Here is a 22,938-nt window from a genome sequence, read left to right as displayed (position 1 = left end):
TTCCAGTATTCCTCTGCCGATGACTCGGTGTCATTCTCGACCCGTGTCCACCGAGAACCGCGCCCGCACCCTGTCCATCGCCCAGCTCCTCGCCCAGCCCCTGGCCCAGTCCGCCGCGCCGTACGCCGACGCGTTGACCGCCCACGCGCGCACGCCCTGGCTCCGGCTCAACGTCCCCGGCCACGCCGCCGACCCGGACGCCTTCGCGCAACTCGCCGCCTTCACCGGCGACGCCCCACTGCGCCTGGACGTCCCACCGCTGCTCGACGGGATCGACAAGGGCGCGGACAACCCGCGCAGCCAGGCGCTGCGGCTCGCCGCCGAGGCCTGGGGCGCGCGACGGACCTGGTTCCTCACCAACGGCGCGTCCCAGGGCAACCGCATCGCCGTGCTCGCCCTCCGCGCGCTGAGCCGCCACACCGAGGACGCGCCGCTGGTCGTGCAGCGCAGCGTGCACTCCAGCGTCGTGGACGGGCTGGTGCTGTCCGGCTTCCGGGCCGCCTTCGTCCAGCCGAGCGTGGACCACGACCTCGGCATCGCCCACGGCGTCACCGCCCACGACCTGGCCGTCGCCCTCGCCGAGCACCCGGACGCGGCTGCGGCCTATGTGGTGACGCCCAGTTACTTCGGCGCGGTGGCCGACGTCCGCGCCCTGGCCGACGCCGCCCACGCGGCCGGCGTGCCGCTGGTGGTGGACGAGGCCTGGGGAGCCCACTTCGGATTCCATCCGTCGCTCCCGCAGAACGCCCTCGCCCTGGGCGCGGATCTGGTGATCTCCAGCACCCACAAGCTCGGCGGCAGCCTGACCCAGTCGGCCATGCTCCACCTCGGCGACGGACCGTTCGCCGACGCCCTCGAACCCGTGCTGGACCGGGCGTTCCACCTCACCCAGTCCACCAGCGAGAGCGCCCTGCTGATCGGCTCCCTGGACCTGACCCGCCGCCGCCTGGCGACCGACCCCGGACTCGTCGAGACGTCGCTGCGGGCGGCCGATCTGATGCGCGATCAGATACGGGCGCGCGGACGCTTCGCCGTGGTCGGCGACGGCTTCGGCCAGTTCCCCGACATCGCCGCCGCCGACCCGCTGCGCGTGGCCGTCGACACCCGCATCGGCGGCATCACCGGTCACGAGGCGCAGCAGCTTCTCATGACGGACCATCAGGTCCTGGTCGAGGTCGCCACCGACTCCGCGATCGTCGCCGTGGTCGGGGCCGGCGCGGCTCCGGACGCGCTCCGCTTCGTCGACGCGTTGCACGCGCTGCCGCCCCAGCCGGCACCCCGCCAGGAGCGTGAGCATCTCAAGCTCCCCGCTCCCGGCGAGATGCGGATGACACCGCGCGAGGCGTTCTTCGCGCCCAGCCGCGCCGTCCCGGCCGACGAGGCCGTCGGGCGGGTCTCGGCGGCCACCCTCGCCGCCTACCCGCCCGGCATCCCCAACGTCCTGCCCGGCGAGGTGGTCACCGCCGAACTGGTCGCCTTCCTGCGGGACACCGCCGCCACGCCGGGCGGCCACGTGCGCGGGGCCGAGGACCCCGGCGTGAGGCGACTGCGCGTCGTCGCTCCCGCCTGAGAGGCCGGCTGATTCAGCGGGTGTAGGGGCGGGTCAGGATCTCCATGTTGTGGCCGTCGGGGTCCTCGAAGTACGCCCCACGGCCGCCGAAGTAGGCGCTGAGCTCGCCCGGCCGGGTGTGCTGGGGGTCGCCGTAGTAGGTCACGTGCGCCGCCTCCAGGCGGGCGATCATGCCGTCGAACGCCTCGTCCGGCACCAGGAAGGCGTAGTGCTGGCTCTGGACGGGCTGGTCGCGCAGCTCGTAGTAGTCGAGCGTGACGCCGTTGCCGAGCTCGATCGGCAGGAACGGGCCGAACGGCGCGCCGACGGTGAGGCCGAGGATCTCGGCCAGGAACTCGGCGGACACCTGCCGGTCCTTGGCCAGGACCGCAGTGTGGTTGAGCTGGACCGTGGTGGTGCCAGTGCTGGTGGTGCCAGGGAATTGATCAGTCATCAGAGTGTGCTCTCCGGATCGAAGTTCGGACGGGCCCGAAGAAAGGGGCCCCGAAGGACGGGATCTCGAAGAAGCGGTGGGCCCCTGGCCCACCCTGCGCTCACGCCCTTGCCGGGCGCCTGTCTCGTGCATGGCCCATGGCCGACCCGGCAGTCACAGAACCGACGTTAGTACACGCCCCACGACTCCGGCAACGCGTTACCGGCCGGCCCCGGCCTGCCCCTCCGGCGGTCCCGACAGCACGCGGACCGCGTACGGCCGCAGGCTGTCCTGCCCGTGCTCACTGCGGTACCCGAGGGCGGCGAGCGTGCGGACCAGCGCCTCGGCCATGACGATCCGGACCGATCCGCCCGCCTCCGTCTCCGCGTCGACGTCCGGGTGCACCCGCCAGTGCAGCCACACGCCACCCACCGCGTCGTCGAACGCGTCGACCTCGACCTCGGCCCCGGCGCGGGTGGAGGGCGTCACCTCGTACGGCTTGGCCTCCAGACCGGCGGCCAACAGATCGCGTTCCACCCGCGCCGCCAGGCGCAGCAACGCGGCGGCTGCGGGCGGGTCGAGGCGCTTCGGCCCGATGCCGTCGACGCCGGGGTCTGCGGTGCTCGCCGGCGTGCCGTGCGCGTGCCCGTGCTCCAAGTCGCGGTCCATGCACGACAGCCTAGGCACAGCGCCCGTGTCGCTGGGCCGGGACACGTGAGGACGGGCATGATCGGGGAAGAGCACCGACGGAGATCGCGCAACAGAGAGCCTGAAGGAGCCCCAGCGCCGTGCAGATCAGCTACGCCTGCGAGCCGAGCCCGGACACCGCCGCCAACGAGGACTTCGTCATCGCCGGACCACTGTTCGCGCTCGTGCTGGACGGGGCAACCGCCAGTGGCCTGCCGACCGGCTGCGTCCACGACGTGGCGTGGTTCGTCCAGCGGCTGGGCGCGGAGCTGGCGGGCTTCCTGCTGTCGCATCCGGACGAGCCGCTGCCGGAGGTGCTGCGCCAGGCGATCCTGCGCACCCGGGACCTGCATCCGCAGTGCGACCTCGACAACCCTGACAGTCCGTCAGCGACGGTGGCACTGCTCCGCGTCGCCCCGGACGCGGACCGGCTGGACTGCCTGGTGCTGGCCGACTCCCCGATCGTGGTCCGCGGCGTGGACGGCCGCGTCGAGGTCCACGCCGACGACCGGATCGACCATCTGCCCGCCTACGACCGGGAGTCGGTGAGCCGCCTGCGCAACGCCCCCGGCGGCTTCTGGGTCGCCTCGGCCCGCCCCGAGGCGGCGGAGCAGGCGGTCACCGCCTCCCACTCCCTCTCCCGCGTCCGTGACGTGGCCGCGCTCTCCGACGGCATCGGCCGCCTGGTGGACCGCTTCGGCTGGACCTGGCCCGGACTCCTCGACGCGCTCGGCACGGACGGCCCGTCCCATCTCGTCGACGCCGTCCGCAAGCACGAACTCGACCTGGCCGAAGGCTCGTTCCGCGGCAAGCGCCACGACGACGCGACCGTCCTGTACGCGCAGTTCCACCCTTCCAGCGGCGGAGGCACCAGCGGCCGTACCACCGACGCGGCGGCGGCACAGTGAGCCCCAGGAGCGGTCGCTACCAGCGCAGTTCGAGCGTCAGCTCGTCGCGCAGCGGGATGCCGTACTCGCCGGTCACCGGGATGGACGGCTTGAAGCGCCGCGCCGCGTCCACCGCACCCGGCGCAACGCCGACGATCCGCAGGCCACGTCGCTGGTAGAACCGCAGCGCGTCGAGGTTGTCATTGGTGGTCACCAACCACGCACCGAGCAACTCGGCGATCCACGCGCGGTCCCCCGCACCGGCGGCGCGTACGCGGAAGTCCGTCACGGCACTCACTCCTCCGCGACGGCGGCCCGCCAGGTCCAGGAGGTCCGGCGCGGCAAGCCAGGAAGGGTCGTGCGCCCGGTGCACCAGAGCAGCGCCTGCCCCGGCGTGACCGCGCCCTCGGCGGTGCTCGGCGCGTCCGGGAACAGCCTGATCAGGGCCGCTGCGGCGGCATCGGCGGGCGGCTCCCAGACCAGGCCGAGACCGGTGGTGATGTCGTGGGTGTGGACCAGGGTCTCGGTCACGCCCATGGCCGCGAAGCCGGTCGGGTCCGTCGGACCCCAGTGCCAGGCCCGCGCCTCCGGCGGGGCTGCGGCCAACGCGGCGGACAGCAGCCCGCCGCAGGCCGAGACCGCCTGCAACACCTCCGTCAGGGAGGCGGACGGACGGACCGTCAGATCGAGCGGCAGGTAGGCGTCGTCCGGACGAGCCGTCAACTGGCAGGCGTAGGCGAACAGATCATGTGCCACATGCGCGGCCGTCTCGCGGCAGCTCCAGCTGAGCGTGCCCGCCGGGCCGGACCAGTCCTCGGACGTGTGCGGCCCCAGCACACGCAGCATCTCGGCGACCGCAGCGTCGACGTCCCGGTGATCCATCCGGCGCTGATCCATACGCCGATGCTACGGGCTCACCGTCGGGACGGCCGTCAGCTCTGGAAGCGCTTGGCCAGCTTTGGGTCGGCCTGCCACCAGAGGCCGTTCGGAGCCGCCTCGCCCGGATCGACGGCCTCGGCCGCAGCCTGCGACGGAGTTCCCTCGGCCACGACGCCCTGGGCGACGACGCGCATCAGCAGGCCCGGCACGAAGCCGAACACCACATACAGGAACGGCAGGATGCCGACCAGCAGCGACATGCCCGTGCTGGTGACCTGCACCCGGTACGCGCCCTCCTCGGGCATCTCGATCACGACGTCGTTGGACCGACCGCCCTTGGCCGTGACGCGCACGGTGTGCGATCCGGCGTCGAGCGGGAAGCGGGCCAGACTGCCCTGCTTGACCTCGCCCACGCGTTCGCCGTCGACGAGAACCCCGAGCACGCTCGCAGTCCGCAGCGGAGGCGCCTCCGCCCGGATCACCATCTCCCCGGCCACCGGCACATCCTCCTGCTGTACGCCGCGCTGCTGGACACCGCGCTGTCCCAGCGAGCATACGCGCGCTTCCTGGGCGCTCCCCGGGCGGGGGCGACCTACCGGATCGGACGCTTCGCACGCCGACGGCCTCCGACGATCAGCGCCCGAGCCGTTCAGCCCTCCAGCGCGGCGAATCCGGTCCGGAGCAACTCGACCGGGTCGACCGCCTCCCGCTCCGCCTCCGAGAGCCGCCCGTAGGCGAGCCGCACGGCCCGCAGCACCCCCACACCCGCGCGGCTCAGCACGCTCGCCCGAAACGCAGCCCCCTCGACCCCGGTACCCGTTCCCTCCGCTGCCCCCAGCCGCTCCCGGAACGCGGCGGCCACGGCCTCTTCGAGGTCGTAGAGCAGGAACCGGTCGCCACGGCCGGGGACGTCGAGGCGCCCCTGCGCCTCCAACTGCAACGGGCCGGGAACGGCGAGCAGAATCGCCGGATTGGTCTCGTGCCGCCGGGCCAGCTCCAGCAGTGCCTCACGCAGCGCGACCAGCGGGGGCTCGTCCGCCGGGCGGGCGCGGACCCCGGCCCCGAGCAGCGGGATCAGGTCCACGACCTGCTGCAGGACCAGGCTCTCCTTGCTGGGGAAGTAGCGGAAGAAGGTCCGCTCCCCCACCCCGGCCGCCGCCGCGATGTCGCGGACCGTCGTCGCCGCGAAGCCGCGCTCCTGGAACAGCTGCGCAGCGGCCTCGACGAGCGCCTCGTGGGTGCGCCGCTTGTTCTCCTCGCGTCGGCCCAAGGGCTCGGACGTCGCCTCGGTCGTCGCCTCTGTCGTCACTTCGGCCGTCGCTTCGGTCGCCGTCTCCTCCGCCGCGTGCGCGGTCGCTGCCGTGTCCACGGGACGAGTATCCCAGCCTCGGGCATCTCAGCCTCAGGGATGATTCTGGCAGTTCTGCCACTTTGCTATTTTGGCAGGACTGCCACTTCTTCGGCAGCCCAGGTCGGCAGGCCAAGGTGCCCCATGTGCCCTCGCCGCCTGCGCCCACACGCACGCACGCACCACGGAGCACCCTCATGCCCACCTACCTGCACCGTCTCGGCAGGTTCGCCTTCCGGCACCGACGAAGCGTGCTGGCGCTCTGGCTGGCGGCGGTCGCCGCCGTCGTCGCCTGCACCGTGGCCTTCGGCGGGTCCGGGAAGTTCGACAACACCTTCACCATCCCGGGCTCCGAGTCGCAGCAGGCGCTGGACCGGATGAAGACCGACTTCCCGGCCTCCTCGGGCACCAGCGCCCAACTCGTCTTCACCGCGCCGAACGGGCAGAAGGTCACCGACCCCACTGACGCCGCCGCCATCGACGCGGCGGTGACCGCCGCTCAGTCCGCACCGCAGGTCGCCAAGGTGATCAGCCCGTTCGCGGCGCACACGGTCTCGCCGGACGGCAGCACCGCCGTGGCCCAGGTCCAGTACGAGGTGCCCCAGAGCGGCCTCCAGTCGGACGCGCTGACCAGCCTCCAGTCGTCCGTCGACGCCGCGGTCGCACACGCCTCCCCGAACCCGGCCACAGGTGCCAGCAGCGTCGATGTCGTCGTCGGCGGCTCGGCGTTCGGCAACGCGCCGTCGAAGTCGAACTCCGACGTGATCGGCGTCGGCGTCGCGCTGCTCATCCTCACGCTCACCTTCGGCTCGCTGCTGACAGCCGGAGTGCCGATGGTGACCGCGATCTTCGGGGTGGCGACCGCCATCTTCGGGCTGCTCTCGCTGACCGGCGTCGCCTCGATCTCGTCCACCGCGCAGAGCCTGGCCCTGATGATCGGGCTGGCCGTCGGCATCGACTACGCGCTCTTCATCGTCAGCCGTCACCGTGCCCAACTCGCCCACGGCATGGACCCGGAGGAGTCGGCCGCACTGGCCGTCGGCACGGCCGGCAGCGCCGTGGTCTTCGCCGGGCTGACCGTGGTCATCGCCATGGCCGGGCTGACCGTGATCGGCATACCCTTCCTGACCGCGATGGGCCTGGCCGCCGCAGGCGCCGTGCTCACCGCCGTGCTGGTGGCGACGACCCTGCTGCCCGCGATCCTCGGCTTCGCCGGCCGCCGCCTCACCCCGAAGCCTGGCTCGCGCGCGGTCCGCCGCGACCAGGCCATCGCCGCGGCCGAGCGCGACACCGCGTCCGCCAACCTCGGCACCCCCGGCACCCCCGCCAAGTCGGCCAAGTCGGCCAACGCCGCCGAGCGTTGGTTCCGACTGGTCACCCGCAAGCCGCTGTTGACCCTGCTCGTCGTCGTCGCGGCACTTGGCGCGCTGGCCTGGCCCGCGCACAGCATGCGGCTGGCCCTGCCGGACAACTCCACCGCCCCGGCGGGCTCTTCGCAGCGCGTCGCCTACGACGAGATCAGCTCCGCCTTCGGCCCCGGCTTCAACGGCCCACTGCTCGTCCTGGCCGACACCGGCGCGAGCAGCGACCCGACCGCCGCGACCCAGCAGATCGCCACGACGCTGCGCACGCTCCCCGACGTCGCCGCGGTCGGCAAGCCGGTCACGAACCCGGCGACGCACACCTCCCTGATCCAGGTGATCCCCAAGAGCGCGCCCAGCGACGAGGCGACGAAGACGCTGGTCAACACCATCCGCGCGGACAAGGGCACGATCCAGCAGCAGACCGGCGCGAGCATCCAGGTCACCGGCAGCACCGCCGTCAGCATCGACGTCGCCGCCAAGCTCAACGCCGCGCTGGTGCCGTTCACGGCCGTCGTGGTCGGACTCTCGCTGCTCCTGCTGCTGCTCGTGTTCCGCTCGTTGGTGGTGCCGCTCAAGGCCGCGGCGGGCTTCCTGCTGTCGATCGGGGCGACCCTCGGCGCGGTCGTCGGCGTCTTCCAACTCGGCCATCTGGGCGGCCTCTTCGGCCTGGACACGACGGGCCCGGTGAGCAGCTTCCTGCCGATCCTGCTGCTCGCGGTGCTGTTCGGGCTCGCGATGGACTACGAGGTCTTCCTGGTCTCCCGGATGCGCGAGGCCTACGTCCGCAGCCGTGACCCACTCGGTTCGGTGCACAGCGGCGCGCGGCACAGCGGACGAGTCGTCACCGCCGCCGCACTGATCATGATCTCGGTGTTCGCGTCCTTCCTCGGCACCGACAGCATGATCCTCAAGCAGATCGCGTTCGCCCTGGCGGTCGGGGTCCTGATCGACGCCTTCGTGATCCGGATGACCTTCGTCCCAGCGGTCCTTGCCCTGACCGGCCGTGCCGCATGGTGGCTCCCCAAGTGGCTCGCCCGCACCCTGCCCGACCTCGACATCGAGGGCGAGCGCCTCCAACAGCACACCCACCCGTCGGAGCCCGAGGACGCCACCCGCGCGGCTGAACCCGTCGCCTAGCCTGACGGCACGTCAGCGTCAGTCCGCCCTCCCCGTGCCCCCGCCCGGAACATCGGCCGGATCATGTGCCTGGACGCCGTCCAGCACCCCGGCCGCCGGGCTCGGCGACGAGATCGCGATCCGGCACGAAGCGGCGCGCGCGGTCCGGCACGAGCGGCTCTCGGTCGCGGGCCGCGGCCCGCCGCGCCGGTCACCGCTCGCGCCCGCCACGAGGGAGGCGGAGGCTGGAGGAGGGGTCGGCTTCACTGCGTCCCGGGAGGCGCGATGCATCCGGGTTCGGGCGGACGTTCCGACGAAGCGAGGCCCGGCCTGGGCCTCCTCCTGCTGCGGAACTGGAACGCGGCCATCGGCGTGGTGGTCTGCGCGCTGCTTGCCATGGGGGTGCTCGGGGCACTCGGTCTCTGGCTGGCCAAGGCGAACACGCTGCCCGGGGACTCGTTCGGGTCGGTGCTCGCGGCGACCATGCTGATGGCGTTGGGCGCGCCGGCGAGCGTGCAAGGGTCGGCCGGGTTCATCGCGAGCGGCAGCGCGGGCGTGGCGGCGATGCCGCTGTCGCTCAGCCTGGCCGGAGCCCTGGTCGCGGGGTACGCCTTCCTACGGCCGCTGCGCCGGCGTGCCGACCAGAACGGGCAGGACCGGCAGGACCGGCAGGCCGCCGTGCAGGGGCGGGAGCTGCTCGGCCGGGTGCTGTTGACCGCCGCGCTGTGGGCGGGCGCGGTCGCGCTGCTGGCGTGGGCCGCCCGGCACAGCTTCGTGGTCTCGACCGGGAACTCGATCACCGACCAGATCACCGGCGCGCTCGGGGCCTCGCCCACGGTCGGGTTCCGGGTCGACTTCGGGTCGGCCATCGGGTACGGGCTGCTCTGGCTGGCCGTCGTCCTGCTGCTCGCGTTCGCGGTCTCCCGCGCCGCGCCGCTGCCCGCGCGGCTGCTGCGGATCCAGGGCGCGGTGCGTCCGCCGGTGTCGGCGATGGTGGTGCTGCTGGTCGGGTACGTGCTGGTCGCACTGGTCGCGGGGGTCGTGACGGCCGTGGTGCACGGCCCGGCCAGGGACACCTTCGCCGTGATCCTGCTGGCCCTGCCCAACCTCGCCTGGCTGGCCTTCGGCCTGGGCCTCGGGGCGACCTGGCACGGGCACCTGAACGCCACGATCGGGCTGCCGATGCCGAAGGTCCTGTCGGAGGTGCTCCGGTCCGCGGGCACCCAGGACCGGACGGTCAGCCTCGGCACGCTCGCCCAGCAGGACGGCCGCGTCTGGTGGCTACCGGTCCTCGCGGGCCTTGCCCTGCTCTGCTGCGGCATCGCCATGGGCCGGACCGGCGGCAGGACGACGGCGTGGCGGCACGCGGTCGGTCTGGGGCTGACGACGGCGCTGACGATGCTGCTGGTCGGCCTGCTCACCCGGGTCTCGGCCGCCTACGGCCTCTCCCTCCTCGGCGTCGGCGGCACCGGCGGAATCTCCGGCCTGCTCGGCAACCTGATCGGCGGCACCGGCATCCCCAAGGCCCTGACCGGCAGCGTCACCCTGATCCCCGACCTCCTCCGCGGCGTCCTCCTGGGCGCCCTCTGGGGCGCACTGGCAGGCGTGATCGGCGGCTGGATCGGCGCCCACCTGCGCCGCAACCCCGCGCGACCACCCGTGAGCGCCCCCTGACGACGTAGCCGCACCGAACGCTGTCAGTGCGGCCCGCTACGTTGCCGCACATGAGCGACACCTTCGAACTCATCGTCACCGCCGACCTGCGCGACGAACTCTCCGAACCGGAGCTGGCCGAGCTGCGCTGGCATCTCGGCCTCGGCCCGCAACCGGAGCAGCTGACCATCGTCCGCGAGTTCCCCGTCGTGGTCCTCGACGACGCGGGGAACCCCGCCGTCGAGAACGCGCCCGAGCCGCTGCTGGCCGGGCACGGCCCGGCCCAGGACGTGGGCGGCGCGCTCTGCGCGGCGCTGGAGCGTCGCGACGACGACCGACGGCCCAGCTGGGCGCTGACGTCCCGCCGGGAGATACATCCGGACGAGTTCGAGAAGGCCGGCGAGCTGCTCTGCTGGCTGGCCGACCGCCTCGAAGCCCACCACCGCCTCACGGACGGTGCGGTCTGGATGGGCTACTTCCGGTTCCACGAGGAGCTGCTGCCGCACGTGCTCGAGGTCACCGACGGCCACGTCAACTGGGACGACTGACCACCGGGCACCCCTGCCACGGCGGAGTCGCCCGGCTCACCAGCTCCAGCCGTGCCCGCCGGTGTTGTGGAAGAGGGCCAGCCCCAGGGTGAACCACGTCAGCAGCAGGTCCGCGCGGCGGCGCGACGGCAGGACCGCGGCCAGGGGCCAGACCAGCGCGGCGTACCAGGGCATGCACCAGGGCGCGGCCAGCAGCCAGCCCAGGGCCAGCGCGTAGGCGCCGCGCGGCTGTTCCAGGCCGAGCTCGGCCGGGTGGCCGACCGTGCGGCGGTAGAAGATCCAGCCCATCGCCAGCATGGCCACCGGCCAGGCCAGGGTGATGACGGCCTCGGTGACGCCCTGGCCCACGGTCACGCGGCCGAGCAGGTCGACCAGCGCCCAGACCGACGGGGACGAGACGAGCTGTGAGGCCTGGGAGAGCGGGTCCAGCCCGTGGATGCCGATCGGTACGTACATCACCGCCAGCGGCACCAGGCAGCTGACCGTGCGGACGATCAGCCGCTTCCACTCGCGCTCGCGCAGCAGCGGCCAGGAGAGGCCGACGGCGACCAGTGCGGCGCTGATCTTGACGCCGCAGGCCATGCCGAGGAGCGCGCCGACCACCATCTCGTGGCTGGCCGGCGACTCGCGCACCCGCAGCGCGGCGTACGCGGCGCAGGCGCTGAACAGGGCGATGTAGGTGTCCAGGTGTCCGCCGCCGACGAGCAGGCACAGCAGCAGCGGGTTGGCCGCCCAGAGCAGCGCCGCCCGGCTGCGGTCGCGCGCCATCCGGACCAGGACCAGCCCGGTCAGCACATAGGCCGCCGCGTTGGCGAGCATCAGCACGGTGATGGTGAGCGTGAGGCGGCTGCCGCCGATGTCGGCGGCCAGCTGCTGGACGAACGTGGCGAGCGGTCCGTAGACGGACGGCGTGAAGAGCCAGTTGTTGCCGACCAGGTGCGCGTACGAGCCGCCGAGCTCACCCGGCAGCGTGCGGTAGGGGTCCAGCCCGAGGGACGCGATCCGCCCGTACGCCGCGTAACTGGCGGTGTCGGCCGAACCGACCGGGGTCCCGACGGCGAGGAGCAGCGCGCCGAACGCGCCCAGCCCCACCAGCCGCTTCGGCGACGGCGACCAGCCGCGCCTGTTGGCGGCCAGCATCCGTATCAGCCCCGCGCCCTGAGCAGCTATGGCCGCACAGGTCAGGTAGGTCGAGGCGGGACCGGGCAGCTTCGGCAGCCGTAGCGAGCTGACGGCGATGTCGAGGGTGTGGTCGTTGGGGGCGGCGAAGGCCACGAAGGCCATCAGCAGGACACCCGCGACGGAGAGGCTTATGGCCCCCCAGGGTGTCGCTGTGGCCTCGGCGGCCCCGGTACTGCCGGAGCCTCCCGAGCCGTCGGAACCGCTCCGGCTGTCGGCGACGCCGTCCCGCGTCGCCGACTGCTCTCCTGATCTGGGTGACACCACGCGCGCATCCGGCGGCGCGACGGCATCGACTATGGGTGCTGACACGCCCGCTCGCCCTCCCGCGATGGTCTGCGTCGAAGTAGGCCCCCAAAGGGGCCTTGTCTCGGCACGCCAAGGCGACGAGCTGTTGGTGGACCGTCCCCGCCCCGGATAGTGCGCTGGCAGATCATATCCACGCGCGCGCGAACCGTGCTGGGCGGGTCACAGGATCTCCACGTGGTCGAAGCCGATCGGCCCCGATCCGGACAGTGACGGATGGTCACCGTCCATCAACGAGGCGTGTTCGACGACAGTCGACCACCAGGCGCCGCCGCGTCCCTGACTGTGGGTCAGCGGTCAGGGCGTCAGCGATTGGGGCGCAGGGTCCACGTGATGGTCATCTCACCGGTGATTGCGCCGTCGGCGCGTCGGATGGTCACCTCGACCGGGAACTCGGGACGCTGCCCGGCGTCCAGCTCGGCGACGACGTCGGCGGCGGGACGGCCGAGCTCGGCGGTCGCGGTGACCTCGCCCATGGCGAGCTTGCGGTAGGCGATCTTCGCGTCGACCGCGAGCGGCACGGCGCGCGTCAGCTGGTCACCGAAGGCGGACAGGACGATCGCGCCGCTCGCCGACTCGGCGAGGGTGAACATCGCGCCGGCGTGCGGGCCGCCGACGTGGTTGTGGAACTCGGCCTGATCGGGCAGGCGCAGCACCGCGCGGGTCGCGGTGCACTCGTCGAAGGTGAGGTTGAGGGTCCGGACCATGGGAACGGTCTGGGGGAGCAGTTCGGCGATCGACGGCATGGCGTTGGTCATGGACCGGATATTACTCGCCAGTAGCTTCGTTGCCAACGACGGGTCGGTATCAGGCGGAGCCCGCCGTGCCGTCCGGCTCCTGCCGCCCCTGGCCCCGCTCCGCCTCGTCCTTGGCCAGCTGCGCCGCGGCGACCGCCGCCTCGCGCTTGCTGACGACGGCAGCGGCGGCTGCGGCCGCAGCGCCGAAGGCCAGCACGACCATGCCCGGACGGTTCAGGCAGTTGCCGCTGATGTGGTCGAACGAGAAGACTCCCGGCCCGGCGAGACCGAGGCCCGCCGCCACATACCCGAGGTAGGCCGGGTACTCGTAGCCGCCCGACTGGGCGAAGAAACCGGCGGGCCGGTGCACCGCGACCGCGCCCGCCATGGCACCCGCCGCAGCCGCACCGGCGGCCGGAGTGGCCACGCCGAGGGCCAGCAGCACCCCGCCACCGGCCTCACCGAGCCCGGCCGCGAGCGCGCTCTGGCGGCCGGGGTGGAAGCCCATCGCCTCCATCGCCTGCGCGGTCCGGTCCAGACCGGCGCCGCCGAACCACCCGAACAGCTTCTGGGCGCCGTGCGCGAAGAGCACGCCGCCGGTCCCGACGCGCAGCACCAGCAGTCCCAGATCCTTGCGAGGCAGGCACGGCATGAGGAAGTCCTTCCGGCGAGGGAGCGTTCGTCCAGTTCGTCCAGCACCAGTCTTCGCCGAAACCCCTGGCCCGGCCCCTCCTGGTTAGCCCACCCGTGGGAGCGGTGCGGCGCGCGACCTGGGCGAGGCGCGAACTGACCGGCGCGCGACGTCACCGCAGCGCTCCCGGAGGCCTCAGGCCAGGGCCTTGCCCAGGCAGATCGAGGAGTCGTACTCGCGGTAGAAGCCGAACTTCGGGACTGGCTCGTAGCCCTCGGACTTGTACAGCGCCAGGGCCTCCGGCTGCTGGTCACCGGTCTCCAGGATCATCCGGCGGCGTCCCGCCCGCCGGGCGTCCTCCTCCAGGAACCGGAGCATCCGCCGGGCCAGGCCGCGTCCGCGCGCGGCGGCACGCGTGTACATCCGCTTGATCTCGGCGTCCCCGTCGGCCAGGCCGATCTCGCCTGACTCCTGCGCCCGCCACGCGCCGGTCCCCACCGGCGACCCGTCCAGGTCGTAGAGCACGGCGAAGGCCCCCAGCGGCGGCGCGAAATCGTCCTCGACGAGGTCCGTCTCGTCGGGGCCGCCGTAGCGCCGCACGTACTCCTGCTGGACCTCGGCCATCAACAGCTGCGCGTCCGGGTGCCCGTACCCGACGACTCGTATCCGCTCCACGCGTGCTCCGCCTCCGCTCTGACCGATCTGCTCTTCCGAACGCCTCCGCCACCGGCCTGACCTGCGACGGCAGCGGCGACGGCAGCCTTCGAGTCTACGCAGCGCCCGCGCCCTTCCGGACGGGCGCCCGGAGCCACGTCCGCAGCCACCCCCGGACGCGCCTCCGCCGCCGGCGGGAAGACCCGGCCGACGGCGGAGGCATGGGACCAAGGCCGGGCTACTGCCCGAGCAGCTCCGTGCGGCCGAACATCTGGGCCGTCTGGCGGGCCGAGGGCTGGCCCGCGTCGGGGTCGGCGCCGGCGGCGAGGAGGGCGGTGATCACGTCGGCAGAGCCCTTGAAGACCGCGCCCGCCAGCGGGGTCTGACCCCGGTCGTTGGGGCGGTCGGCGTCCGCGCCGCGTTCGACGAGGGTGCGGACGGCCTCGGCGTGGCCGTGGTACGCGGCCAGCATGAGCAGCGTGTCGCCCTTCTCGTTGGTCAGGTTCGCCGGAACGCCCGCGTCGATATAGGCGGCGAGCCCGGCGGCGTCGCCCGCGCGGGCGAGGTCGAAGACCTTGCCCGCGAGCGCGGCGACCTCGGGGTCGACGGCGTCGGCGCCGCCCGTGGCGTCGTTCTGATCAGTCATAGGTGTCTTCGTTCGCTTTCTCGACGGCCGCGCCGACCCGACTGGGGTCGGCGAGCGCGAGCGTACGCCGTCGGGCCACCCGCACGAAGGGTGACGCGGCAGCGTTCCACTCCCCGGACAGGTCCCCGGACAGCTCCCCGGACGGTCCCTCAGGTCGCCCTGACGGGTGCGACACCCGTCCCCGACCGGGTGTCAGCCATCCGGGCGAATCACCCGCGCGCCGCCGCGTGGTGGCGGGCCATCGGAGACACGATCACGGGCGAGGCGGGTGCGCACCCGGCAAAACCACCCATTTGCTGCTATTCATTGGTTATTACTTTTTGTCACGATGGTTCAACATTGCGTGACGAGTAAGTAAGGAAGGCCTGTCCCACCAGGCCCACCACAGCCCGCTGTCCCTACTACGAGGAGACCCTCGTGATCCTCTCCGTCTCCGGAGTCGTCCTGCTGGGAATCATCGTGTTCCTGTTCTTCCGCAAGGACGGCCTGAAGCTCTCCCATGCTCTGGTCTGCGCGCTGTTCGGTTTCTATCTCGCCGGAACCGCGATCGCCCCCAGCATCAAGGCCGGTGGCGCGAGCCTCGCCAGCCTGCTCGGCGGCATCAAGTTCTGACGCCCCCGAACCTGCCCCGGAGCACATCGATGACCTTCACCGAGCACCTGACCCGAGGGCGCGACCTGGCACGTACCGCGAGTGACCACGCGGCCGACATGTTCGGCCCGCTGATCACCATCGGCCGTGGTCTGCGCGCCCACGCACAGTGGACGAAGAACTGGTGGGCGAACACCCCCAAGGACAAGCGCGGGCCCGCGCTCTTCCTGGTGGTGGCCGTCGTGGCCGCCGTGGCCCTGCTGCCCTACGGCCCGCTGCTGGCCCTGCTCGCCCTGATGGGCAGCGCCGCCTGGGCGGGACGTTCGCGCACCGAGCCCGCGCCGCCCGCGCCCGACACCAGCCAGCTCAAACTCGCCGCCGTGTACACCGCGCTGACGCCGTATCTGGTCCACGAGTCGGACCCGAGCCCGCTCTACGCGCACGGCGGCGACTTCAAGGACGCGTTCACCGGCTGGGAGTTCGACGAGGAGGGCCGGCTGACCTCGCTGGACCTGCGCTACCCCGCCTACTTCACCGACACCGAGCCCCACTCGCGGGCCCGGATCGAGCAGGTGATCCACGGCAAGGTCGGCCGCAGCCGCGAGTACCGGTTCACCTGGGACCAGGAGGTCAACCGCCTCCAGGTCAGCGCGCTGCCGCCGCTGCCGGGTGACATCGCCGCACAGACCTTCGTCACCGCCGCAGGCGAACTGGTGCTGGGGTTCACCGACACCACCAGTACCAACCGGATGATCCCGGTCCGTCAGGCCGGCGGTCAGGCGCACCAGCCGCCGGTGCTCTGGCGCACCGGTCCGCGCTCCGCCGAGCCGCACCTGCTGGCTCTGGGCGCGCACGGCTACGGCACCTCGACGCTGCTGCGCTCGCTCGCGCTCCAGGCGCTGCAGTACGGCGACATCGCCGTCATCGACGGCGCGGGCACTGGGGAACACGCCTGCCTGGTGGGCCGTCCGGGCGTGCACACGGTGGAGACCAGCCTGCACGGCGCGCTCGCCGCGCTGGAGTGGGCGGCCAACGAGACGCAGCGCCGTCTCGACGCGCACAACCTGGCCAAGCGCTCCGGCGGCGTCCCACCCGCGGACACCCTGCGTCCGCTCTGGCTGCTGCTCGACCACCCCTCGGAGCTGACCGAGCTGGCCCAGGCGGAGGGACGCACCGACCCGCAGGAGCTGCTGGAGGTGCCACTGCGTCACGGCCGCACCGCGCACGTGACGGTGGTGGTCGTCGACCGACTGGAGGCGCTGGACCGGATCCGGCCCGGGGTCAGGACCGCGTGCCGGGCACGGGTCGTGCTCGGTCCGATCGGCCAGGAGACGGCGCTGGAGGCGCTGGGCGCGCCGCTGGACATCACCCCGTCCAGCCACACCCCGCCCGGCCGCGGCTACGCCCGGCTCGGCAACTCCGCACCGATCCGGCTCCAGGTCCCGGCGACGCCCGACCCGCTGGACGAGGACGCGCCGACCGACCAGCGCGACGCGGTCATCGCCCTGCTCCCCCACGCGGACACCCGCACCGAGACGACGACGGAGCTGAACCTCGGCACGGACCTGCTCGGCAAGGACCTGTTGAGCAAGGACCGCTCCAACAGCCACTCCAGGGACATGGCCCCCGTCGACCTGCCCCCGGTCGAACTGCCGCCGGACCTCCCGCCGATGCCGACGCTGCCCCCGCTGCCGACCGAGGCCCCCCGCTTCTCCTGAGCCCTTCCTTGCTGAGCCCTTGCTTGCTGAACCGTTGCTTCGGGAACCGTCGCCGCGCAAGCCGACCGCACGCCCCCTGTCCGAACAGGCAGGGGGCGTCGTCGTGTCCGCATTCCTGACGACCCCTTGACGGCACCACCGGAACCAGTGCTCAATGGTGCGCCAATGGACTGCCTTCATACCATTGAGCGGTCCGCACCCACACACCAGAGGTGCGCATGTCGTCCCCAGAGCCCTCAGCCCTCGCCCCGGACGCAACCGCTCCGGGATCGACCAGTGACGAGCAACGCCTCCACGAGCTCGGCTATGCACAGGAGTTGGCCCGCACCATGTCGGGCTTCTCCAATTTCGCTGTCTCCTTCACCATCATCTCCATCCTGTCCGGCTGCCTGACGCTCTACGGGACGGGCATGGGCACCGGCGGCCCGGCCGTCATCGTCTGGGGCTGGCCGGTGGTCGGCCTGATGACGCTGCTGGTCGGCCTGGCCATGGCCGAGGTCTGTTCCAGCTATCCGACGGCGGGCGGCCTCTACTACTGGGCGGCCAAGCTCTCCCCGCGCAACGGCCCGCTGTTCTCCTGGTTCACGGGCTGGTTCAACTTCCTCGGCCAGGTCGCCGTGACCGCCGGGATCGACTTCGGCGCGGCGCAGTTCATCAACGCGCTGCTGGACCTGCAGGGTTGGTTCTCGGCGACGCAGGCCCACACCGTGATCATCTTCGGGCTGATCCTGCTGCTCCACGGCGCGCTCAACACCTTCGGCGTGCGGCTGGTCGCGATGCTCAACAACGTCAGCGTCTGGTGGCACGTGCTGGGCGTGGTGGTGATCGTCGCGGTCCTCGGCATCGTGCCGTCCAAGCACGAGTCGGCGGGCTTCGTCTTCGGACACTTCGTCAACACCACCGGCTGGGGCAGCTCCCTCTACGTCGCCGCGCTGGGGCTGCTGCTCGCCCAGTACACCTTCACCGGGTACGACGCCTCCGCGCACATGACGGAGGAGACCCGCGACGCCGCTCGGACCGGGCCGCGCGGGATCATCATCTCGATCCTGGTGTCGCTCGTCGCGGGCTGGGTGCTGCTGATCGGCATCACCTTCGCCATCCAGGACTACAACGGCGAGATGAACACCCCCACCCACGTCGCACCCGCGCAGATCTTCATCGACGCGGTCGGCTCGACCGGCGGCAAGCTGCTGCTGCTCATCGCCATCGGCGCGCAGCTGTTCTGCGGGATGAGCTCCGTCACCGCCAACTCCCGCATGATCTACGCCTTCTCGCGTGACGGCGCGCTGCCGGGCTCGGCCCTGTGGCACCGGATCAACCCGCGGACCAGGACGCCCACCAACGGCGTCTGGCTGGCCGCGGGCGGCGCGTTCGTGCTGGGGCTGCCGGCGCTGTGGAACAACACCGCGTACACGGCGGTGACGTCGATCTCGGTCATCGGGCTCTACATCGCCTACGTCATCCCCACCTTCCTGCGGCTGCGGCTGGGCTCGGCGTTCCGGCCGGGTCCGTGGCAACTCGGGCGCTGGAGCCGCCCGGTGGGGACGGTGGCCGTGGTCTGGGTCGCGATCATCACCGTGCTGTTCATGCTGCCGACCGCCAACCCGATCACCCGGGACACCTTCAACTACGCGCCGATCGCGGTACTGGTGGTGCTGGGCTTCGCGGGCGGCTGGTGGCTGCTGTCCGCGCGCAGGTGGTTCGTCGGGCCCAAGGTCCAGGGCTCGGTGGAGGAACTCGCGGCGGTCGAGCGCGAGCTCGGCGGCGCGTGACCCGACCGGCGGGAGCGGGTACCAACCGCTGCGGGGACACCTCCCCGCGACGCCCGCTCCCGCCGGAAGGACCCGCATGACCCCGCTCCCCACCGGCCTCGCCGCCCCGGCCCGCGAGGCGCTCGACCGGGCCGGCTACCGTTGTCTCGAGGATTTGGACGGCATCCCCGAGGCGTCCCTGCGCCACCTGCCGGGCGTCGGGCCGAAGGCCCTGCGCCTGCTCCGCCTGGCCCTGGCCGGGAAGGGCCTGGCGCTGGGGGCCGACACCCGCTTCTGAGCACGGACGATCAGCGGTAGCGGTGCAGCGCGGCGAGAATCTGACGCAGCAGCGGCTCCCCCACCATCACCGCCGGACGGGCGGCCATGGATCCCGGGAGCTGCTGCCCGGGGAGTCGCTGGGGCAGTAGCTCCGGCTCGACCACGTCGCCCTGCGGCAGGCAGTCCTCCGTCGCGTCCGCGTCCGCCGACTCCCGCGCGGCGGCGGTCCGGCACTCGTGCTCGACGACGCCCGGCAGGCACTCCGCGATCGCGCGCAGGTCCAGCCGGGCCATCGCGAGGTTGGCCAGCGAGCGGTCGAGCGAGACCTGGATGAAGGCGTGCGAGATCCCGCCGGGCGGACGGACGGCCTGGAGCATGCAGAAATATCTCCGGCCGGTGATGATGACCTCTTCGACGGTCTGCCGTTCGCCGGATTCCGCGAATTCCTCCCACGAGCCCGCACCGAGCGCGACCGCCGCTTTTCCGCAGAGCTGCGGAAATTGCGAGGCCAGTGCCGGTCGGGCGGTGGAACCGAGCACGCGACCGGTGACCAGGTCGCCGAATTCCACGGCCACCGCACCGGGAATCCGCATCGCACTCTCCAGTGCCCCGGGCGCCACCACCGCGCCCGACGGAGCGGAACTCATGCGCCGCTCGCGCGCGGAACCCCGCGTGGCATCGACGGGACCACCGGCGGAACAATAGCGTCCGCTTCCCCCGTGGCCGTCGGGCCGCCTCCCGGCTGCCGCGCCGACACCCCCGACGTGCCCGGACTCCCGACGGCGACCGCACTCGCCGGCGCCCGGGATTCATGCTCTCGATCTGACATTTACCTATCATTTTCGATCAGACGATGCGCAGAGCCGTCCTAAAAAACGGCATGCGAAATACGCGTCGACGACAGGACGGAACGCCTGGCCGACAACCCCCTGACGCGGACCAGTGGCATTCATTTCAGCCTTTCGGACTATGCCAGTCAACCGATTGCCGTGAATTGGCGCCACACACGTCCCTTCGCGCCACAGCCGCCACAGGGCATACTTCTCCGCGTGACCCGCAGCCTGACCAGCCGACTCGTCCGCCACCCCTACCTCGACCACCCCGGTCCGCTGGCCTTCGCCCACCGGGGCGGGAGCCTGGGCGGACCGGAGAACTCGCTGGCCGCGTTCGAACGCGCGGTCAGACTCGGGTACCGCTATCTGGAGACCGACGTCCACGTCACGTCCGACAACGTCCTGATCGCCTTTCACGACACCCAGCTGGACCGGGTCACCGACGGCACCGGGGCGGTGGCCCAACTGCCGTGGCGGACCGTCTCCGCAGCCCGGATCGCGGGGCGGGAGCCGATCCCCACGCTGGCCGAACTGCTCGACGCCTTCCCGACCACGCGCTTCAACATCGACGTCAAGGCCCCGGGAGCGATCCGCCCGCTGGTCGACGTGATACGCCGCACCAACGCCTGGGACCGGGTCTGCGTCGGCTCCTTCTCCGACGCGCGGATGCGCGCCCTGCGGCAGGTCGCCGGGCCGCGCCTGGCCACCTCCGCCGGGCCGCGCGGCGTAATGGCGCTGAAGCTGCGCTCGCTGACCGGCGGACACGCGCCGATCGCCCGCGCCGTCCGGCGGCAGGCGGTCTGCGTCCAGGTGCCGGAGACCGTGCCGGGCACCGAACTGCGCCTGGTGGACCGGGCGTTCGTGACCACCGCGCACCGGATGGGCCTCCAGGTGCACGTCTGGACGGTGGACGAACCGTCACGCATTCGTGATCTTCTCGATCTGGGCGTGGATGGCATCATGGCGGATCACATCGATGTCCTTCGCGATGTCCTGATCGAGCGCGGAGCCTGGTTTTGATCTCTTCTCCCACTGCCGCCACCTCTCCGGCGACAGCCGACCCCGCCGCCCTGAAACGCACCCAGTTCGGCTGGTACATGAACGACTGGGCCAACGCGGCCTTCTCGGCCACCGTGCTGACCGTCTTCCTCGGGCCGTACCTCACCGACATCGCCAAGAAGGCCGCCGACGCCCACGGCGACGTGCACCCCTTCGCCATCCCCGTCAAGGCGGGGTCGTTCTTCCCCTACACCGTCTCGTTCTCGGTGTTGATCTCCGTCGCCGTGATGCTGCTGGCCGGCGCGGCGGCCGACCGGACCGGGCGGCACAAGACGCTGCTCGGCACCTTCGCCTACGTGGGCGCCGCCGCGACGCTCGGGATGTTCTTCCTCGGCGGCTCGCACTACCTGCTCGGCGGTGGCCTGCTGGTCGTGGCCAACATCTGCTACGCCGTCTCGGCGGCCCTGGCCAACTCGTTCCTGCCGGGCCTGGCCGCGCCCGACGACCGCGACGCCGTCTCGTCCAAGGGCTGGGCGTTCGGTTACGGGGGCGGCGGGCTGCTGCTGATCGTCAACCTCGGCCTCTTCCTCGGCCACAGCGCGCTCGGCCTGTCGTCCGGTACGGCGGTCCGGCTCTGCCTGGCCTCGGCGGGCGCGTGGTGGGCGACGTTCACCCTCTTCCCGATGCTGCGCCTGCCGCAGCGCCCGGCCACGGCCCCCGTCGCCCGCCCGGTCGACGAGCACGCCGGGGGCACCCTGCGCGAACTGGTCGGCACCCTGCGCTCGATGCGGCGCTACCCGCTGACGCTGCTCTTCCTGATCGCGTTCCTCTGCTACAACGACGGCATCCAGACAGTCATCTCCCAGGCCTCCCTCTACGGCAGCCAGGAGCTGGGCATGAGCCAGACCACGCTGATCGCGGGCGTGCTGCTGGTCCAGATCGTCGCCATCGGCGGCGCACTGCTGCTCGGGCGGATCGCGCGGCGGTACGGGGCGAAGAAGACCATCCTCGGCTCGCTGGTCGCCTGGGTGGTGACGCTCGCCTTCGGCTACGTGATGCCCGGGCACCAGCCTGTCTGGTTCTACGCCCTCGCCGCCGCCATCGGGCTGGTCCTGGGCGGCAGCCAGGCGCTGTCGCGCTCGCTCTTCTCCCACCTGATCCCCGCCGGGCACGAGGCGGAGTACTTCAGCCTCTACAAGATCAGCGACCGCGGCACGAGCTGGATGGGCCCGCTCGTCTTCGGGCTCGCCTACCAGCTGACCGGAAGCTATCGGATCGCCATCATCTCGCTGCTCGTCTTCTTCGCGATCGGTTTCCTGCTGTTGTTGCGCGTTCCGGTACGCCGGGCGATCGAGGCGGTCGGCAATCCGGTGCCGTCAATTTCGTGAGGATGTGACGGCCACCACACGGATGTCGTTGCGGATGTCCTTGCGGATTCGTGACGGATGGGAACTGCGGGCCAACAGAGGGTGATATCTGCCTGCAGATGTGACAAATCGGACGCCGATGGGTACAAACAGGTGCGGTGCGGGTGTGCGGCGAAGGTCGCGCGTTTTGCGCGCTTACCGCGGGAATCTTCGACGATTGCCGCGCGTTGTACGGATCGACGAAGACAGCGACATCCAGTCCTGTGGGCCAAGAGCCCGGGAGGCACGATTCATGAGTGAGCGAGCTCTCCGCGGCACGCGACTCGGGGCGACCAGCTACGAGACCGACCGCGGTATCGATCTGGCGCCCCGCCAGACCGTCGAGTACGCATGCCAGAACGGACACCGCTTCGAGGTGCCGTTCTCCGTGGAGGCCGAGATCCCCCACGTGTGGGAATGCCGGTTCTGCGGCAGCGAGGCGCTGCTGATCGACGGCGAGGAGCCGGAGGAGAAGAAGACCAAGCCGGCCCGTACGCATTGGGACATGCTGATGGAACGGCGTACGCGCGAGGAGCTGGAGGAGGTGCTCGCCGAGCGCCTGGCGGTCCTTCGCTCGGGCGGCATGAACCTCGCGGTGCATCCGCGCGACGCGCGCAAGTCCGCGTAGCCGCGACAGCGGCACGGACCTGACGACGAGGCCACGAAGGCGACGCCGAGGAGCACCGCCAGCATGGTCATCAGGAGGCGCAGCTTGTGCGCCAGTACGTTGCGCAAGGCTGTGCG

At 71.8% G+C, this 22,938-nt stretch carries 24 protein-coding genes; 12 read left to right on the top strand and 12 right to left on the bottom strand.

The genetic code is table 11. The features are described from left to right. The first annotated feature begins 43 nt into the window (after window positions 1-43). Window positions 44-1,570, top strand: a complete 1,527-nt coding sequence (locus I2501_RS13070; protein WP_328806344.1) for an aminotransferase class I/II-fold pyridoxal phosphate-dependent enzyme — start codon at window positions 44-46, stop codon at window positions 1,568-1,570. A gap of 13 nt (window positions 1,571-1,583) precedes the next feature. Here I2501_RS13070 and I2501_RS13065 read toward each other — a convergent pair whose 3' ends face one another. Both I2501_RS13065 and I2501_RS13060 read right to left on the bottom strand, forming a co-directional pair. Then, window positions 1,584-2,003 carry a VOC family protein gene (locus I2501_RS13065; RefSeq protein ID WP_196194076.1) on the bottom strand — a complete coding sequence of 140 codons (420 nt, stop codon included), beginning with the start codon at window positions 2,001-2,003 and terminating at the stop codon, window positions 1,584-1,586. A gap of 198 nt (window positions 2,004-2,201) precedes the next feature. Then, window positions 2,202-2,651 carry a hypothetical protein gene (locus tag I2501_RS13060; protein ID WP_196194075.1) on the bottom strand — a complete coding sequence of 150 codons (450 nt, stop codon included), beginning with the start codon at window positions 2,649-2,651 and terminating at the stop codon, window positions 2,202-2,204. Between the two features lie 119 nt (window positions 2,652-2,770). Between I2501_RS13060 and I2501_RS13055 the strand changes: the two genes are divergently transcribed. After that, a complete protein-coding gene (locus I2501_RS13055; protein WP_196194074.1) occupies window positions 2,771-3,577 on the top strand; it encodes a protein phosphatase 2C domain-containing protein in 807 nt (268 codons plus the stop codon). A 16-nt stretch (window positions 3,578-3,593) separates the two neighbouring features. Here I2501_RS13055 and I2501_RS13050 read toward each other — a convergent pair whose 3' ends face one another. The 4 genes from I2501_RS13050 to I2501_RS13035 all read right to left on the bottom strand — a co-directional run bounded on the left by I2501_RS13050 (window position 3,594) and on the right by I2501_RS13035 (window position 5,804). Next, a complete protein-coding gene (locus I2501_RS13050; protein WP_215909533.1) occupies window positions 3,594-3,845 on the bottom strand; it encodes a hypothetical protein in 252 nt (83 codons plus the stop codon). 5 nt (window positions 3,846-3,850) lie between these two features. Then, window positions 3,851-4,453 (bottom strand): maleylpyruvate isomerase N-terminal domain-containing protein, encoded by a 603-nt coding sequence (locus I2501_RS13045; protein ID WP_236046169.1) that lies wholly within the window; start codon window positions 4,451-4,453, stop codon window positions 3,851-3,853. A 35-nt stretch (window positions 4,454-4,488) separates the two neighbouring features. Then, window positions 4,489-4,932, bottom strand: coding sequence for a hypothetical protein (locus I2501_RS13040; protein WP_196194073.1), 444 nt, complete (start codon window positions 4,930-4,932; stop codon window positions 4,489-4,491). 152 nt (window positions 4,933-5,084) lie between these two features. Then, complete coding sequence (locus I2501_RS13035; RefSeq protein ID WP_196194072.1) at window positions 5,085-5,804, bottom strand: TetR family transcriptional regulator; 720 nt, start codon at window positions 5,802-5,804, stop codon at window positions 5,085-5,087. A gap of 176 nt (window positions 5,805-5,980) precedes the next feature. Between I2501_RS13035 and I2501_RS13030 the strand changes: the two genes are divergently transcribed. From I2501_RS13030 to I2501_RS13020, 3 genes are all read left to right on the top strand, one after another. After that, window positions 5,981-8,284, top strand: coding sequence for an MMPL family transporter (locus I2501_RS13030; protein WP_196194071.1), 2,304 nt, complete (start codon window positions 5,981-5,983; stop codon window positions 8,282-8,284). Between the two features lie 264 nt (window positions 8,285-8,548). After that, entirely contained in the window at window positions 8,549-9,937 is a 1,389-nt protein-coding gene (locus tag I2501_RS13025; protein ID WP_215909532.1) for a streptophobe family protein, read from the top strand. 50 nt (window positions 9,938-9,987) lie between these two features. After that, window positions 9,988-10,464, top strand: a complete 477-nt coding sequence (locus I2501_RS13020) for a hypothetical protein (protein ID WP_196194070.1) — start codon at window positions 9,988-9,990, stop codon at window positions 10,462-10,464. A 36-nt stretch (window positions 10,465-10,500) separates the two neighbouring features. Here the strand turns inward: I2501_RS13020 and I2501_RS13015 are convergent, their stop codons facing one another. From I2501_RS13015 to I2501_RS12995, 5 genes are all read right to left on the bottom strand, one after another. Beyond that, window positions 10,501-11,955 (bottom strand): hypothetical protein, encoded by a 1,455-nt coding sequence (locus I2501_RS13015; RefSeq protein ID WP_196194069.1) that lies wholly within the window; start codon window positions 11,953-11,955, stop codon window positions 10,501-10,503. Window positions 11,956-12,254: 299 nt separating this feature from the next. Further along, on the bottom strand, window positions 12,255-12,707 hold the full coding sequence (locus tag I2501_RS13010; RefSeq protein WP_236046168.1) for a DUF4442 domain-containing protein: 453 nt from the start codon (window positions 12,705-12,707) through the stop codon (window positions 12,255-12,257). 49 nt (window positions 12,708-12,756) lie between these two features. Then, window positions 12,757-13,338, bottom strand: a complete 582-nt coding sequence (locus I2501_RS13005) for a DoxX family protein (RefSeq protein ID WP_196194068.1) — start codon at window positions 13,336-13,338, stop codon at window positions 12,757-12,759. 174 nt (window positions 13,339-13,512) lie between these two features. Beyond that, on the bottom strand, window positions 13,513-13,941 hold the full coding sequence (locus I2501_RS13000) for a GNAT family N-acetyltransferase (RefSeq protein ID WP_196194168.1): 429 nt from the start codon (window positions 13,939-13,941) through the stop codon (window positions 13,513-13,515). A gap of 268 nt (window positions 13,942-14,209) precedes the next feature. Further along, window positions 14,210-14,617: an ankyrin repeat domain-containing protein gene (locus I2501_RS12995; protein ID WP_196194067.1), complete on the bottom strand. Its 408-nt coding sequence runs from the start codon at window positions 14,615-14,617 to the stop codon at window positions 14,210-14,212. Between the two features lie 417 nt (window positions 14,618-15,034). Here I2501_RS12995 and I2501_RS12990 point away from each other — a divergent pair, with 417 nt between their 5' ends. The 4 genes from I2501_RS12990 (at window position 15,035) to I2501_RS12975 (ending at window position 18,975) form a co-directional block, all read left to right on the top strand. Then, window positions 15,035-15,229, top strand: a complete 195-nt coding sequence (locus I2501_RS12990; RefSeq protein WP_037606139.1) for a hypothetical protein — start codon at window positions 15,035-15,037, stop codon at window positions 15,227-15,229. 29 nt (window positions 15,230-15,258) lie between these two features. Continuing rightward, entirely contained in the window at window positions 15,259-16,926 is a 1,668-nt protein-coding gene (locus tag I2501_RS12985; protein ID WP_196194066.1) for a hypothetical protein, read from the top strand. A 218-nt stretch (window positions 16,927-17,144) separates the two neighbouring features. Beyond that, the gene (locus tag I2501_RS12980) at window positions 17,145-18,698 is read left to right on the top strand and encodes an amino acid permease (protein WP_236046167.1); all 1,554 of its coding nucleotides are present in this window, start codon (window positions 17,145-17,147) and stop codon (window positions 18,696-18,698) included. A gap of 76 nt (window positions 18,699-18,774) precedes the next feature. Beyond that, a complete protein-coding gene (locus tag I2501_RS12975) occupies window positions 18,775-18,975 on the top strand; it encodes a DNA-binding protein (protein WP_196194065.1) in 201 nt (66 codons plus the stop codon). Between the two features lie 10 nt (window positions 18,976-18,985). Here the strand turns inward: I2501_RS12975 and I2501_RS12970 are convergent, their stop codons facing one another. Continuing rightward, window positions 18,986-19,603 (bottom strand): hypothetical protein, encoded by a 618-nt coding sequence (locus I2501_RS12970; protein ID WP_196194064.1) that lies wholly within the window; start codon window positions 19,601-19,603, stop codon window positions 18,986-18,988. Between the two features lie 402 nt (window positions 19,604-20,005). Here I2501_RS12970 and I2501_RS12965 point away from each other — a divergent pair, with 402 nt between their 5' ends. The 3 genes from I2501_RS12965 (at window position 20,006) to I2501_RS12955 (ending at window position 22,822) form a co-directional block, all read left to right on the top strand. Further along, on the top strand, window positions 20,006-20,809 hold the full coding sequence (locus I2501_RS12965) for a glycerophosphodiester phosphodiesterase (RefSeq protein WP_328806342.1): 804 nt from the start codon (window positions 20,006-20,008) through the stop codon (window positions 20,807-20,809). Between the two features lie 77 nt (window positions 20,810-20,886). Then, window positions 20,887-22,176, top strand: a complete 1,290-nt coding sequence (locus tag I2501_RS12960; RefSeq protein WP_196194165.1) for an MFS transporter — start codon at window positions 20,887-20,889, stop codon at window positions 22,174-22,176. Window positions 22,177-22,447: 271 nt separating this feature from the next. Continuing rightward, window positions 22,448-22,822 (top strand): RNA polymerase-binding protein RbpA, encoded by a 375-nt coding sequence (locus I2501_RS12955; RefSeq protein ID WP_196194063.1) that lies wholly within the window; start codon window positions 22,448-22,450, stop codon window positions 22,820-22,822. Window positions 22,823-22,938: the final 116 nt, after the last annotated feature.

This window comes from Streptacidiphilus fuscans, assembly GCF_015690355.1.
Taxonomy (GTDB): domain Bacteria; phylum Actinomycetota; class Actinomycetes; order Streptomycetales; family Streptomycetaceae; genus Streptacidiphilus; species Streptacidiphilus fuscans.
Note: the sequence above shows the minus strand (reverse complement) of the source record. Positions and strands in the feature narration are given on the sequence as shown.

Excerpts from the sequence above, each read along its gene's own strand:
- I2501_RS13065 (WP_196194076.1), bottom strand. The coding sequence starts at position 2,003 with ATGACTGATCAATTCCCTGGCACCACCAGCACTGGCACCACCACGGTC.
- I2501_RS13060 (WP_196194075.1), bottom strand. The coding sequence starts at position 2,651 with ATGGACCGCGACTTGGAGCACGGGCACGCGCACGGCACGCCGGCGAGC.
- I2501_RS13045 (WP_236046169.1), bottom strand. The coding sequence starts at position 4,453 with ATGGATCAGCGCCGGATGGATCACCGGGACGTCGACGCTGCGGTCGCC.
- I2501_RS13030 (WP_196194071.1), top strand. The coding sequence starts at position 5,981 with ATGCCCACCTACCTGCACCGTCTCGGCAGGTTCGCCTTCCGGCACCGA.
- I2501_RS13025 (WP_215909532.1), top strand. The coding sequence starts at position 8,549 with ATGCATCCGGGTTCGGGCGGACGTTCCGACGAAGCGAGGCCCGGCCTG.
- I2501_RS13020 (WP_196194070.1), top strand. The coding sequence starts at position 9,988 with ATGAGCGACACCTTCGAACTCATCGTCACCGCCGACCTGCGCGACGAA.
- I2501_RS13010 (WP_236046168.1), bottom strand. The coding sequence starts at position 12,707 with ATGACCAACGCCATGCCGTCGATCGCCGAACTGCTCCCCCAGACCGTT.
- I2501_RS13005 (WP_196194068.1), bottom strand. The coding sequence starts at position 13,338 with ATGCCGTGCCTGCCTCGCAAGGATCTGGGACTGCTGGTGCTGCGCGTC.
- I2501_RS13000 (WP_196194168.1), bottom strand. The coding sequence starts at position 13,941 with ATGGCCGAGGTCCAGCAGGAGTACGTGCGGCGCTACGGCGGCCCCGAC.
- I2501_RS12995 (WP_196194067.1), bottom strand. The coding sequence starts at position 14,617 with ATGACTGATCAGAACGACGCCACGGGCGGCGCCGACGCCGTCGACCCC.
- I2501_RS12985 (WP_196194066.1), top strand. The coding sequence starts at position 15,259 with ATGACCTTCACCGAGCACCTGACCCGAGGGCGCGACCTGGCACGTACC.
- I2501_RS12980 (WP_236046167.1), top strand. The coding sequence starts at position 17,145 with ATGTCGTCCCCAGAGCCCTCAGCCCTCGCCCCGGACGCAACCGCTCCG.
- I2501_RS12975 (WP_196194065.1), top strand. The coding sequence starts at position 18,775 with ATGACCCCGCTCCCCACCGGCCTCGCCGCCCCGGCCCGCGAGGCGCTC.
- I2501_RS12970 (WP_196194064.1), bottom strand. The coding sequence starts at position 19,603 with ATGAGTTCCGCTCCGTCGGGCGCGGTGGTGGCGCCCGGGGCACTGGAG.
- I2501_RS12960 (WP_196194165.1), top strand. The coding sequence starts at position 20,887 with ATGAACGACTGGGCCAACGCGGCCTTCTCGGCCACCGTGCTGACCGTC.
- I2501_RS12955 (WP_196194063.1), top strand. The coding sequence starts at position 22,448 with ATGAGTGAGCGAGCTCTCCGCGGCACGCGACTCGGGGCGACCAGCTAC.